Raw genomic sequence first — 12,481 nt, 5'->3', positions numbered from 1 at the left:
TTTCCCGTCGACGTTCTCGTCAGTACGGTGACGAGAGCCTGTGAGGACGCCCGGAGAGGAAGTTCCACATGGCCGAGGCCGGTACGGACACAAAGGCGTCCGCGCTGCGCGAGCGGATGGTGGAGGGGTTACGCGAGCGAGGGGCACTCACCTCGGCCGCTGTGGAGGCCGCCTTCCGTAGGGTTCCGCGGCACCTCTTCGTCCCCGAGGTGCCTGCCGAAGAAGCCTACGGGGCACCGGAGGCGGTCTTCACCAAGCGCGATGAGCAAGGGAAGCCGGTCAGCTCGGTCTCGGCTCCGTGGCTGCACGCCCGGATGCTGGAGGCGGCGCAAGTGGTTCCCGGCATGAGAGTGCTGGAGATCGGTTCCGGAGGGTGCAATGCCGCGCTGCTGGCGGAGTTGGTCGGTGAGCAGGGGTCGGTGACCACCATGGACATCGATCCGGACATCACCGCGCGGGCGCGCAGGCTGCTCACCGAAGCCGGTTACAGCCAGGTGCGCGTCAGGGAGGCGGACGGTGCCCGGCCGCTCCAGGACGCTCCGGCCCGGGGATTCGATCGCATTGTCGTCACTGTGGGCGCCTCCGATCTGTCGTCGGCTTGGCTGGACCAACTCGCATCAGCGGGAAGGCTCGTGGTGCCACTGCGGTTCCGCGGGCTCTCCCGCACCATCGCCTTCGCCCGCGAACGGGATCATCTCCGCAGCGACACGCTCATCGTCTCCGGTTTTGTCGCCATACAGGGCGACAGCGCGCATGCGCCACGTGTCGTACGCCTGGCCGGGCGCGACGTGCGACTGGTGGTCGACGAGGACCAGCCTGCCGAGGCCGACGGGCTGACCGCCGCGTTCACCGGCCCCCGGCATGAGCGGTGGACAGGGGTGGAGCTGAGCGGCTCGGAAGGGCTGCTGCCGCGGCTGGACGTATGGCTCGCGGGCGCGGTCGCCCCGTATGGCAGGTTACGCGCCACGCAGGCAGCGGCCGAGCGTGGCTTGGTCGGCTGGGTGCTGGGCAGGGGGGCGCCCGCGGTGTGGGACCGCGATTCGCTGGCGTATGTCACGCTGCGCCACGCCCCTCGGGCCGCGGAGGAGCGTTACGAACTGGGGATCATCGCCCACGGCCCGGACCGCGAGTGCCTCGCGGCCCGCCTGACCGACGCTGTCGTCCGCTTCGACCACGCGGCCAGGTACGAGGGGGAGCCCGTCGTGCGCGCCTACCGCCGTGACGGTCAGGTCCCCGGTCGGGGTGAAGTGACGGTCGACAAGCCCAGCGTGCGTCTGGTGATCACCTGAAGACTCGGACGGTCCCGCGGGGACGGTCCGGACCCACGCCTCCCGGGGTCGAGCCCGGGAGGCCCGAGTGGAGGGAGTGAAGATGGCACGACCGACACCCCAAGCACCGACCACTGAGGAACTGGCCGGACTTCCCGCAGGGTTGGCGGACGTCTTCGACCTGGACCCTGTCCAGGAGGAGATCGGCAGGCTGGGCGTCTGGCTCGGCGGCGACGGTGATGACGACGAGGGCGACACCACCGGGGACGGCTGCGGGGAATCGCCACCGCAGGGCCCGACGACCGGCTGCTGACGGTACTCCGGGGCCGGGCGTGCACAACCGCGCCCGGCCCGCCACTGGCAGGCCCATCGACGGGATGGTGTGATGCGAAGGCTCTTCGACCCCTGCTCCGTGGCGATGGCCCGGATTCCGCTACGCCCCTTACTCGATCCCGTCGGCAGCGACTGTGACGGTGTGTTGGATGAAGGCGTGTTCCTGGTCGGCCGGAGCGTTGCTCAGGCGGTTGACGAGGGCACGGATCGCGGGCGAGCGACGCGCTGTGCCTACGATCTGCGCTCCCGTACGCGTACCACCCCGCACGGGGTGTTCGCCGGGGTCGCCCCCGCTGTGCTCGCCGCGCCTGTTCCCAGCATGCGGCTGGGGGATGCCCACCGGACCGTCACCACCCTCAGCCCGGTCTGGCTGACCGCCATAGCGGGCCGGCTGCTTCACGAAGAGCCCGATCTGCTGCCCGCGCTCACCCTGACCGCCGCGTCCTCAGCCGCCATCAGAGGGGATCGTCTGGAAGTCGAGAACCCCTCCTCCGCAGGGCCACGGTTCGCCAGCGTGCGAGCCACCGAGGTCTCGTGCCGATTACTGGAAGCCAGCCGCTCCGGGGCGTCGGCCGCTGACCTTCTCGCCGACCTTCTCCGCCGCCATCCCGGCGCCGCTCCTCACCAGGCCGTGCGAGCCCTGGTCGACATGATCGATACCGGTCTGCTGCTGACCGACCTGCTCCCGACCGACATGCGCGCGGACCCACTGAGGCATTTGCTGGACAAGCTCCCGGCCACAGCGTCAGCACGGACCTCTCTGACCCGGTTGGACCAGCTGCTGAACCAGTGCGATGCACACCCGCCCGGCGACCGGCGCAGGCGGAAGCTGCTGGAGGAAGCCTGTGATCTGGCCGACTCGCTGCATCGCACGGGTCGGCCGCTGGTTGTCGACACCCTTGCCGATGCCGAGATCGCCGTGCCTCCCGCGGTGGGTGAGCAAGCCGCAGAAGCCGCCTCGCTGCTCTGGCGGACCGGTCACCGGACCGGTCCGTTGACCGACTATCACCGGCGCTTCTGCGCCACCTACGGCCACCATCGGCTCGTGCCGCTGCTGGATGTCCTCGACCCCGTCACCGGCCTCGGATCACCCGGACCTCATGACGTGATCGGTACCGACGGGGTTCCCGACGCACACCGCACCGCCGCACTGGCCGGACTGCTCTCCGACGCCTTGTCGCAGGGCAAAGACGAACTCGTCCTCACCGAGCAGCACATCGACCGGCTCACCAACCCGTCGCCCCTGCCGCCGCCGCGCACCGCCGAGATCCACATCCGACTGCTGCGCGACGCGAACGGACTGCGCATCGCGGTCTGCCCCGGTACCGGCTCCCAGAACGCCGGAGCCGCACCCGGCCGCTGGGCCAGGTGGCTCCCTGACCTCGCCCCCCGGGAGCAGCCCGACACCGGAAGCGGCCCCATGATCGCGGAAATCGTCTGCCGGCCCCGTACCGCCGCTGGAGGACTGGCGGCCGAAACCGGCTCCGCTCCCTGGCGCATCCCGATCGATGTCCCCACCCACCCCCGCGACCTCCTTCCCCACGACCTCGCTGTCGTTACCACCGGAACGCACCTGCAACTGTGGTCCACCCACCACGATCGGCCGGTCATACCGGTGCTCCACAACCGCATCGCGCCCCGGCTCCTGCCCTCGGCCGCGTACTTCCTCCACCTCCTCGGGCACTCGGGAACCCGGCCGTGGCACCCGTGGAACTGGGGCGCGCTGTCCTGCTGGCCCTACACCCCGCGCGTGCGCTACCGCGACGTCCTTCTGGCCCCTGCCCGCTGGCGCTTGCCCGACGCCCTCGCCGCATCCGCGGGCCAGCGTGTCACTTTCGAAACACACCTCATGGCGTGGCGCACCCACACGCGGCCGACGCCGCCGCCCGTCCTGGTCGCCGAGGAGGCCGACCGCCACCTCCCGCTCGACCTGCGTCAGTCCGATCAGCGCGAGTTACTGCGCCGCAGCATTCGCCGTGGCACCCGCACGCTGGCAGAGCCCTTTGCCGCCCCCGATGAACTGGCCGTGGTCGAGGGGCCGAACGGAACCGGCCACCTGGTCGACCTCGTCGTCCCTCTCGCTCGGCGCCACACTCCCCAGCATGTGGCCATCGACCCGCGGTCCGCTTTGCGCGCCGTCGGCACCGGCACTCACCTGCCGGGTAGCTGTTGGCTCTCCGCCGTGCTCTGTGCACCCGGTCGCCTCCACGACACAGTGCTCACGGAGCTCGCCCCACTGCTGGCCGGCCTCCCCGACAACGTCGACCGCTGGTTCTGGCTGCGCTACAGCACCCCAGCTCTCGGGCCCCACCTGCGTCTGCGGTTCCACGCCGACCCTCATACGCTCGCCACCCGCATCCAGCCACAACTGGCCGGTCTAGCCGAGCGATTGCAGCATCGCGGCCTACTCAGCCCCGGCATGCTGCGCCTGGAGCCGTATGAGCAGGAGCTCGAACGCTACGGCGGACCGCAGGCCATCACAGCCGCCGAGCGCCTGTTCTGCGCCGACAGCCGTCTCGCCCTGGCCGCCCTCGCCCACACCGAGGACGTGCGCTTCCTCGCCGCTGCCGCCGGCGCCGCCGAGATCGCCCGCACTCTTGCTCCCGACCAGGCCCGCTCGGCCCTGAACCCTGGCCGCCTCACCCGGGAGCAGCGCCGTCACCGTGATGCCCTACGCGTCCGTCCCGTCGGCGAGTCCGAGACGCCCATCCCTTTCGATCTGGCGGCAGTCCGTGCCGCGTTGACCGCCTACCGTGACGCCGTTCCCCAGCGGTTGGCCGCCCGTTGTGCCAGTGATGTGATCCACCTGCACGCCAACCGCATGCTCTCCCTCGACCGAGGAGCCGAACGGATCATGCGGACCTTGGCCGCCGACCTCCTGCACGACTGATGGAAGCCGACCTCCGCGCCCGGGCCGCCACATGCGCCCTGGACATCGCCCACGACCTACGTGTTCCCGGCGACGTCACCGCTTCCCTGTCGGACCGCGCCGCCCACACCCTGTGCTACGGGCTCGCAGGTACGGCACTCCTGCACGCCTGCCTTGCCGAGGTGGAACCCGGCTCGGCCGAGACGGCTGCGGCCCACTGGGACGCCGCGGCCCGACTGCTGGGCAGGGCACCTCCGGACGGCATCCACACCGGCCCCGGAGCCCTCGCCGCTTCCCTGATCATCGGTACCGGTTACCTGGCTTTTCACGACCAGCGCCACCCCCTGCTGCCCCGCGCAACAGCCTGGCTCTCTGCCCGTGCCGTCGCGCTCGCTCGCCACCACTACCGACGCGCCGCCCGTGGGGAAGCAACCCCTTGGGCGGTCTACGACGCCATCAAGGGGCTCACCGGCATTGGGCGCGTCCTTCTCGCTGCCCACTCCCGCGGCCACAGCGCCGAAGCCGAACCAGGACTGGACGCCGCTCTGACAGCCCTCACCCACCTGACTGTCAACACCGTCGGAACCCGACCAGGTTGGTGGCTGCCCGCAGACCTTCATCCACCCACCGTGCGGGTTCCTCCCTCAGGCGCAGCCACCACCGGGCTCGCTCACGGCATCGCCGGCCCGCTTACCCTTCTGGCCACAGCCCATCAGGCCGGACACACCGTTCCCGGCCAGAACGACGCGATCCACACCGCGGCTCAGTGGCTCCTGACCTGGCAAACGCCTCAGCAGACATGGCCACCCCATGTCAGCGGTACCACCCTGGACAACAGCCCACATGGCGCTGCTACTCCCCTGATAGGGCGCACCACCGCCTGGTGCTACGGCACCCCGGGCATCGCCGCCGCTCTCACCAACGCCAGCCACGCCCTTGGCCTTCCGGCACTCCACCGCGCCGCCGGCGCGGCCATGAACAGCCTCGCCGCCAGGGCGCCGGGGCACTGGGACACCGAAGGCACAGCCCTCTGCCATGGCAGCGCGGGCATCCTGCAAAGCGCTCTCCGCCTCTCCTGCCTCCCTCTGGCGGACTCGGCCGCTCACACCACCTTGGCCGAGGTCACGAATGCGCGCCCGCACGGATTCCTCACCGGGCGCGCAGGCACCGCACTGGCTCTCGCCGACTTCAGCGGGCTGTTGTCAGCCGGACCGAACGACACCTGGGACTGCATCCTCCTGCTGTCGTAGCCGAGCTGGGCCGGGCCCACATGGCAGGGCACCGACTTGAGGCATGCTCGAAGGACGAGATCCGTAGGGGTACACGCCCCGCGTGACCAGCGCGGCCGACCCTGGCGCACACCCCGGTGCGCCGGGGTTCCGGTCTTGGCCGCCGGTCCCCGGATGCGGGAAATTCATCGGCGGGTCAATCGTGACCCTCACGCATCTTTCCTCCAGGAGGGGAATATGTCGCGCATTCGTGCGTTAGTCGTCGCCGTCGTCGCCGCCGGGGTTCTCGCCGGTACCGGAACCGGAGCCTCGGCCGTGGCCGCCAGCCGCTTCGACGACGGCAGCTTCGAGACTCCCAGGGCGCCCGCCAACTCGTTCCAGACGCTGAACACGGGCGGTTCCATCGGCCCGTGGAAGGTCACGTCCGGGAGCGTCGATCTGATCGGTGCCGGGTACTGGCAGGCGGCCGAGGGCGACCAGTCGGTCGACCTCAGCGGCACCAGTGGGGGAACCGTGTCGCAGACGTTCACGACGGTCCCGGGCAAGCGGTACACGGTGACGTACTCCCTCGCGGGCAACCCCGGGGGCGGTCCGGCCGTGAAGACCGGGAAGGTCCTGGTCGACGGGCAGAACTTCCAGGACTTCACCTTCGACACCACGGGCAAGTCCACGACGAACATGGGCTATGTGACCCGTGAGGTGTCCTTCGTGGCCACCGGCACCACCATGACGCTGTCGTTCGCCAGCACCACCAACACATCCGCCGGACCGGTCCTCGACGACGTCCGGGTCCGCGAGTGCGACCCCTGCCCCTCCTGCTGATCCAGAACCAGGACACCCCGGAGCCCCGGCGCCTGCGCGCCGGGGCTCCACCACGTCAGCCGCCCTGGCCCGTGCCGCATCGCGGCGGCTGCAGGGGTGTCACCTCACGGTCGAAGTACGACGCGATGTCCTCACCCGCGCCGTAGAGCTCCTCGATGTACCGGGCCCATGGCTTGATGGCGTCGGGGTCGGTCCAGCGGATCGCGCCGATGGTGGCGCCGGTGTCGTCGTAGAGCACCTGGAAGAGCGTGCTGCCGCCGAGCACCACGATTTCCGGCAGCGGACCGCCGGCTTCGGCGGATGCCACCTGTTCGGTGGTGACGACGCGGATGCGCTCCCCGTGCTCGGCATGCTGACGGTGGGAGTGGAGCTCCCACTGCACATAGGGCGTCAGCGGCTGGTCGACCACCCGCACCCGGTGGAAGGCGTGGCCGCGCCGCGCGTCCTCCTCGGCGACCGTGCGCAAGGTGTCGCGGCGGTCTTCGAGGAGCGCGAGTGCCTCCTCCCACGCGCCCCGTCGCAGGGCCTCCCGGCTGGGGCTGCCCTGTTCCTCGAAGTGCTGACGGCGCTCCAGCTTCCATGAAGCGGTGTCGCGGACACTCGCCTCGCGCTCCCGGAAGTCACGTTTGTAGGCGTCGCGGGTGAGCCGTTCGCCCCGTTCGGGGGCGAGCGCGGGGGGTCGGGGAGACGCGGAGGGGTCCGCCTCCCAGGTCCGTGCCATCTCATCCCCCACTCGATATGGCCGTGCACAGGGTCGTCACGGAGTGTATACGGGTGGCGGCGCACGGCAAGGTGGTGTGGGGGGTGGGGTGAGGTGCGCCGGGGTCGGCGGTGGGGGCCGGAAATGCGACTGGGGTTTCTCGGTGAACCGAGAAACCCCAGGTCAGTGGCGTAAGCCAAGGTGCGCCGCCAGGGACTCGAACCCCGGACCCGCTGATTAAGAGTCAGCTGCTCTAACCAACTGAGCTAGCGGCGCCTGCTGACGTGTGAATCCTACCGGACCCCGGAGGGTGCTCCTGACCAGTGGGGTCGGGTCAGGGGCGGGGTCGGCTCATTGGTATGGACATGTCCAAAACTGCTCGCTAATCTCGGACTTGGTCTAGACCGCAGTGCACGGCTCATGGACTCCCCACGTCTTCAGGAGCGAAGCATGCGCAAGAAGATCCGCGCTGCTGTCATCGGCATCGGTCTCGCGGCGGTCTCCGTCCTCGCGACCGGCGGCAGCGCTTCAAGCCACGGGTACACCGACTCACCCATCAGCCGCCAGAAGCTGTGTGCCAACGGCACCGTCACCGGGTGCGGGGCCATCCAGTACGAACCGCAGAGCGTCGAGGGCCCGAAGGGGTTCCCGGCGGGCGGGCCCGCGGACGGGCTGATCTGCGCGGGCGGGAACAGCCGGTTCGCGCAGCTCGACGATCCGCGGGGCGGCAACTGGCCCGCGACCCGGGTCGGCGCGGGGCAGAGCTACACGTTCAACTGGCGCTTCACCGCCTCGCACGCGACCACCGACTTCCGCTACTACATCACCAGGAACGGATGGGATCCCGGCCGGCGGCTGTCCCGTTCGAGCCTGGAGCCGCAGCCGTTCCTGACCGTGCCGTACCACGGTCAGCGGCCGCCGTCCTCGCTCTCCCATGCGGGCACACTGCCGGCCGGGAAGAGCGGTAGGCATCTGATCCTCGCCGTGTGGACGGTCGCGCACACCGGCAAGGCTTCCTCCGCCTGCTCGGACGTCCAGTTCTGAGCGAGGCGGGAGCCAGGGGTGCGGTGCCGTCCGGACGGCACCGCACCGTCACCGGCCAGGCCGGCGATCAGCGCCACGGTGGCCTCCGCCGACAGCGCGCTGTCCACGATCCGGCCGAAGGCGTCGGCGAAGAGGTGGACGTCGTCGGCGCCCTCGACATAGGTCGGACCGCAGACGTTCTCCTGGGTGACCACGTCCGGCAGCGGACCCCGGAAGCCGACCAGGGTGAACGCGCCCGCGTCACCGGGGTTGGGGGCGGCGTCCAGCGCCATCACCTGGAGCGTGACCGTGGGCCAGTGGGCCATCTCCAGCAGCCGTCCGAGCTGGGTGGCCATGAGGGCCGGGCGGCCGGTGAACCGGCGGCGCAGGGTGGCCTCGTGGATGACGGCCCAGAGTCTGAGCGGGGCGGTCGGCCGGGTGAGCACGGCCTGGCGGGCGAGCCGCACCTCGGCGAGCGCGTCGACCTCGGCGGCGCTGCGGGGCACCGCCTGGGCGGCGATCGTCGCGCGCGCGTAGTCGGGTGTCTGCAGCAGACCCGGCAGGACCAGCGGGGCGTAGTCGCGGACGGACTCCGCGTCCGACTCCAGGGAGATGTAGTCGGCGTAGGCGGGTGCGACCACCCCGCGGTAGGTCCGCCACCAGCCGCGCTGCGCCGCGTCCTTGGCCGCCTGGCCGGCCAGGAGCTCAAGCGCGGCACGGACGTCGGCGTCGTCGATCGCGTACGCCCGCAGCAGGGTGCCGACCTCGGCGGTGCGGAGCGTGGCGTTGGCGTTCTCGATCCGGGAGAGCTTCGGCGCGGTCCAGTGGCGGGCGTGCGCCGAGCCGTTCTGCTCGGCGTTCAGGGCGTCGGCGGCCGCGTCCAGCGTCATCCCCGCCTCCGTGCGCAGCCTGCGCAGTGCGGACCCCAGGCGCCTGCGCCGGACCGTGGGCACTGGCTGGTAGGACATGTCGCCAGTCTGACGTATCGCCAACAAGGGGTGCGCTGAGGGCATATGCCAGTCTTGCGCCGCCGGGTCGAAACATTGCGAGTCGCACGCGCATGGGACAGGATCGCTCAGGTGAGGCGGCACGCGCCGTGCGTTGGAGGGGCCCCGGACCATATGGCTGAGAACACCTGGCAGCGATACGAACTGCGCCTCCGCGTCCATCCGCAGACCCTCGCCGATGTGCGCCGCGCGGTGGGCGCGCGGCTGCGTCTGTGGGGTCGTGACGAGCTGATCACCGCCGCCGCGATGTGTGTCACCGAGCTGCTGTCGAATGTGCACAAGCATGCCGCCTCGCCCGACTGCGTACTCGCCCTGGAGGAGCGGCCGCACGGGATATACGCCGCGGTCAGCGACACCGAGTCGGGGCTGCCGGTGGTCAAGGAGCCCGACTTCCTGTCCGAGAGCGGGCGCGGGATGTTCCTGCTGAGCAAGACGGCCCACACCTGGGGCACCGATCTCACCCCCACCGGCAAGACGGTCTGGTTCACCCTCCGCGCCGAAGCGGTGGATCCCTGACCCACGGCGCCGGTAGCGTGGTGTCCGCGACCTGAAGCAGGGGGTGGACCATGGATCCGGTGACGGCGGGCGCGCTGGTCACGGCGGTCAACGCGGCCGTGTCGGGGGCCGGGGGCGAGGCCGGACGGCGAGCTCTGGACTCCCTGGGCGCACTGGCCCGCAGGGCGCTGCGGCGCGGTGAGGACGGCACGGCCGACGACCCCGGACCGGTGGTCATTCCGCGCGACGACGCCGAGCGGCTGCGCCGGCTGGCCGAGCTGCTGGCCGAACGGGCCCGTCAGGACCCGGACTTCGGACGTGACCTCGCGGCGTGGATGCGCCGGTACGGCGCTGCGGACGGCGAGGACGAGACGAGCACGGTGTACAACACGGTCTCCGGGGACGCCCACATCACCGGTCCGGTCATCCAGGGCCGGGACTTCAACGGGCCGATCAGCTTCGGCGGCCGCTGACCCCCAGGCCCGCAGGGGCCGCGAGTCTCTGCTGTCACCCCCGGACGGGGGTGATCTCCCATTGGTTACGGCCCTGGCAGCAACCGGACAGGACCGGTCACGGCCGGTCGCGGGGTGTCGCGGGCCCGCTGCACTGTGTGCGTCCGCCCCGCGTACGCCCCCGCGGTTCCCGTAACTTGTTGACAGTTGGAATCATCCGGGTGCGTACGGAGTCATGTACGCCGGATCGCCACGCACCGTTTGGTCAACTCTTTACCTTACGCCCCGCGTTGACGCCGTCGCTGTGTGCGAATTACTGTCGATGTTGATTTCGCGCAATGCTGCCTCGCTATTTGAGGCAATGGAAATACGAGAACCAGGCCGGTATTTGAAAGAGTAAGTCTCTGAAGCCCTCTGGGGAAGTCATGGTAGGTCTTGTCCGCGTATCCGAGCGTCCTTCCGAGAGTGCGGCAGCCGCTCCGGCCATGGCCCCCGACTACGTGGAGCGCGCCCTGCTCGCCGCGCGCGACCTGATCGAGTCGACGGTCGTACGGCACCGCCGGGAGCTGGCCCAGGACTCCTGGGCGGGGACGGCTCTGGAGAAGGTGCCGCTCGCGGAGGTCGTCGACACACTCGTCGACGGCGCCGAGCGGACCGTACAGGTGGTCATGTCGGGCGGCGAGGAGCAGACGGACGCCGTCTGCGCGGCGCTCGCCCGGCCCGCCAGGGGAGCCCGCCGGAATGTGGCGGTGCGGTTGCTCTGCAGGGAGCGGGCCGCCTCCGCCAACGCGATACGCGCGCTGGCGCGCACCGATCCGCGGTGCGAGGTCCGGGTCGGCGACGGCGGGCCGACCGAGGCCCTGCTGATCGACGGTCAGCTCGTCTACGTACGCGGCGGGGGCGGCGGACGGCAGGCGACCCTGGTGGAGGACCCCGCCACGGTGCGGGCCCTGGAGCTGATGTTCACCGGGGCCTGGGGGAACGCGGTGGGGCTCGCGGAATATCCGCGGCTCGGCGGACGGCTGTGCCGGGATTCGGCCCGCCAAATACTGGAATGTCTGCGCACCGGCCACACCGATGAGGTGGCGGCCCGGGAGATGCAGGTTTCCCTGCGCACCTATCGGCGCTACGTCGCGGAGATCATGCGGGAGCTGGGGGCCAACTCCCGCTTCCAGGCAGGGGTACGGGCGGTGGAAATGGGGCTGCTGCCCAGCCGTCCCTGACAGTGCTCGCGACCTTGACCACGTCATCGGGCAGAACTCGGGCAAGAAGTGTGGGGGAGATGGACGACCGCGGACGCGATCCGGGGCCGGAGGCCACGCATACGGGGGACGTGCTGGACCGGACGCTGCGGGAGGTGCGGGCGCTCATCGAGTCCACCGTGGTGGAACACCGCGCCCGGCGCTCCCGGCATGCGCAGTTCACCGAGGTGGGAATAGAGGATTCCGCCTTTCTGGCCGCCGCTGAGCAAGTGATCACGCAGGCCCGGCGGGGGGTGGACGCGGTGTTCCCGGACGCCTCGGCGCGGATGGCACCGGTCCACGGGGCGCTGGGCGCGCTGCTGACCGATCTCGACGGCGGGGTGCGGGTGCGGGTGCTGCGCGGCAGATCCGGCCCCGGTGGCGGTCCGCCGCCGGGGCCCGCCCCGGTGTCCGTACCGCTGCCGGGGGCCGAACGGACGGCGGACGGCGCGGCGGGGGCGTCCGGGGCGTCCGGCGCGGCCGGTTCCGGGGCGGCGCGTACCGGAACGTCCGGCGCGGGCGGGAGCGGAAACCCGGGCGGGGGCGCGGGCGGGAGCGGGGGTGTCGGGGGCCGGAGCCCCCACCCGTGCCCCCCGCAGGTGCGTACCGCGGCCGTCGCCCTGCCCACCGCGGTCATCGCCGACGGCCGGACCGCGCTGGTGTGCACCGAGACCGAGGAGGGGCGGCGGACCTCGGTGGTCCAGGACCCGCTGGTGGTCGGCTCCCTGTACGGCATGTTCGGGACCATCTGGGCGGGCGCCGTACCCGCCGCCCGCCCCCTGGACTTCGGCAACCGGGCCCGTACCGAGATGGTGCGCCGGGTGCTGGCCCGGCTGCGGGACGGTGTCACCGACGAGGCCGCGGCCCGCGATCTGGCGATCTCGGTGCGCACCTACCGCCGCTACGTCACCGGGATCCTGGAGCTGCTGGAGGCAAGTTCCCGCTTCCAGGCGGGGGTACGAGCCGGTGAACTCGGCATACTCGGCGAACCGCCCAAGCCGCCCCCCTCGCCCCCCGACAGCGCGGCCCGCTGACATCCGGT

General features: G+C 71.1%; 11 protein-coding genes, 1 tRNA gene and 1 pseudogene. 10 read left to right on the top strand and 3 right to left on the bottom strand.

What is annotated here, in order from left to right; genetic code table 11:
* The first annotated feature begins 68 nt into the window (after positions 1-68).
* The 5 genes from fxlM to NMK44_RS36100 all read left to right on the top strand — a co-directional run bounded on the left by fxlM (position 69) and on the right by NMK44_RS36100 (position 6,521).
* On the top strand, positions 69-1,289 hold the full coding sequence (gene fxlM / locus NMK44_RS36120) for a methyltransferase, FxLD system (RefSeq protein WP_254751230.1): 1,221 nt from the start codon (positions 69-71) through the stop codon (positions 1,287-1,289).
* 82 nt (positions 1,290-1,371) lie between these two features.
* Positions 1,372-1,581: a hypothetical protein gene (locus NMK44_RS36115; protein ID WP_254751228.1), complete on the top strand. Its 210-nt coding sequence runs from the start codon at positions 1,372-1,374 to the stop codon at positions 1,579-1,581.
* Positions 1,582-1,743: 162 nt separating this feature from the next.
* On the top strand, positions 1,744-4,491 hold the full coding sequence (locus NMK44_RS36110) for a lantibiotic dehydratase (protein ID WP_254751226.1): 2,748 nt from the start codon (positions 1,744-1,746) through the stop codon (positions 4,489-4,491).
* A complete protein-coding gene (locus tag NMK44_RS36105; protein ID WP_254751224.1) occupies positions 4,491-5,720 on the top strand; it encodes a lanthionine synthetase C family protein in 1,230 nt (409 codons plus the stop codon). The genes NMK44_RS36110 and NMK44_RS36105 overlap by 1 nt, the downstream gene beginning before the upstream one ends.
* 216 nt (positions 5,721-5,936) lie before the next feature.
* Positions 5,937-6,521, top strand: coding sequence for a choice-of-anchor C family protein (locus NMK44_RS36100; RefSeq protein ID WP_254751222.1), 585 nt, complete (start codon positions 5,937-5,939; stop codon positions 6,519-6,521).
* Between the two features lie 55 nt (positions 6,522-6,576).
* Here the strand turns inward: NMK44_RS36100 and NMK44_RS36095 are convergent, their stop codons facing one another.
* Together NMK44_RS36095 and NMK44_RS36090 are read right to left on the bottom strand one after the other, a co-directional pair.
* Positions 6,577-7,242: a DUF6879 family protein gene (locus NMK44_RS36095; protein ID WP_254751220.1), complete on the bottom strand. Its 666-nt coding sequence runs from the start codon at positions 7,240-7,242 to the stop codon at positions 6,577-6,579.
* A gap of 181 nt (positions 7,243-7,423) precedes the next feature.
* Positions 7,424-7,497 (bottom strand) — tRNA-Lys (locus NMK44_RS36090).
* A 174-nt stretch (positions 7,498-7,671) separates the two neighbouring features.
* On the opposite strand from NMK44_RS36090, the gene NMK44_RS36085 reads away from it, so the two are divergent.
* Positions 7,672-8,265 carry a lytic polysaccharide monooxygenase auxiliary activity family 9 protein gene (locus NMK44_RS36085; RefSeq protein WP_254751218.1) on the top strand — a complete coding sequence of 198 codons (594 nt, stop codon included), beginning with the start codon at positions 7,672-7,674 and terminating at the stop codon, positions 8,263-8,265.
* A gap of 74 nt (positions 8,266-8,339) precedes the next feature.
* On the opposite strand, the pseudogene NMK44_RS36080 reads toward NMK44_RS36085, so the two are convergent.
* Positions 8,340-9,212, bottom strand: a pseudogene (locus NMK44_RS36080) (DUF5753 domain-containing protein); the annotation flags it as partial.
* A gap of 153 nt (positions 9,213-9,365) precedes the next feature.
* On the opposite strand from NMK44_RS36080, the gene NMK44_RS36075 reads away from it, so the two are divergent.
* The 4 genes from NMK44_RS36075 (at position 9,366) to NMK44_RS36060 (ending at position 12,473) form a co-directional block, all read left to right on the top strand.
* A complete protein-coding gene (locus NMK44_RS36075; protein ID WP_254751216.1) occupies positions 9,366-9,767 on the top strand; it encodes an ATP-binding protein in 402 nt (133 codons plus the stop codon).
* A 50-nt stretch (positions 9,768-9,817) separates the two neighbouring features.
* Entirely contained in the window at positions 9,818-10,219 is a 402-nt protein-coding gene (locus tag NMK44_RS36070) for a hypothetical protein (protein WP_254751214.1), read from the top strand.
* A 464-nt stretch (positions 10,220-10,683) separates the two neighbouring features.
* Positions 10,684-11,421, top strand: a complete 738-nt coding sequence (locus NMK44_RS36065) for a helix-turn-helix transcriptional regulator (protein ID WP_254751212.1) — start codon at positions 10,684-10,686, stop codon at positions 11,419-11,421.
* A gap of 59 nt (positions 11,422-11,480) precedes the next feature.
* Positions 11,481-12,473: a DNA-binding response regulator gene (locus NMK44_RS36060; protein ID WP_254751210.1), complete on the top strand. Its 993-nt coding sequence runs from the start codon at positions 11,481-11,483 to the stop codon at positions 12,471-12,473.
* Positions 12,474-12,481 lie beyond the last annotated feature (8 nt).

Source organism: Streptomyces cucumeris, from assembly GCF_024295805.1.
In the GTDB taxonomy this organism is placed as follows: domain Bacteria; phylum Actinomycetota; class Actinomycetes; order Streptomycetales; family Streptomycetaceae; genus Streptomyces; species Streptomyces cucumeris.
This window is presented reverse-complemented; position numbering and strand designations above follow the sequence as displayed.

What these genes read in the sequence shown, in the direction of transcription:
- fxlM (WP_254751230.1), top strand. Translation starts at nt 69, where the DNA reads ATGGCCGAGGCCGGTACGGACACAAAGGCGTCCGCGCTGCGCGAGCGG.
- NMK44_RS36115 (WP_254751228.1), top strand. Translation starts at nt 1,372, where the DNA reads ATGGCACGACCGACACCCCAAGCACCGACCACTGAGGAACTGGCCGGA.
- NMK44_RS36105 (WP_254751224.1), top strand. Translation starts at nt 4,491, where the DNA reads ATGGAAGCCGACCTCCGCGCCCGGGCCGCCACATGCGCCCTGGACATC.
- NMK44_RS36100 (WP_254751222.1), top strand. Translation starts at nt 5,937, where the DNA reads ATGTCGCGCATTCGTGCGTTAGTCGTCGCCGTCGTCGCCGCCGGGGTT.
- NMK44_RS36095 (WP_254751220.1), bottom strand. Translation starts at nt 7,242, where the DNA reads ATGGCACGGACCTGGGAGGCGGACCCCTCCGCGTCTCCCCGACCCCCC.
- NMK44_RS36085 (WP_254751218.1), top strand. Translation starts at nt 7,672, where the DNA reads ATGCGCAAGAAGATCCGCGCTGCTGTCATCGGCATCGGTCTCGCGGCG.
- NMK44_RS36075 (WP_254751216.1), top strand. Translation starts at nt 9,366, where the DNA reads ATGGCTGAGAACACCTGGCAGCGATACGAACTGCGCCTCCGCGTCCAT.
- NMK44_RS36070 (WP_254751214.1), top strand. Translation starts at nt 9,818, where the DNA reads ATGGATCCGGTGACGGCGGGCGCGCTGGTCACGGCGGTCAACGCGGCC.
- NMK44_RS36065 (WP_254751212.1), top strand. Translation starts at nt 10,684, where the DNA reads ATGGCCCCCGACTACGTGGAGCGCGCCCTGCTCGCCGCGCGCGACCTG.
- NMK44_RS36060 (WP_254751210.1), top strand. Translation starts at nt 11,481, where the DNA reads ATGGACGACCGCGGACGCGATCCGGGGCCGGAGGCCACGCATACGGGG.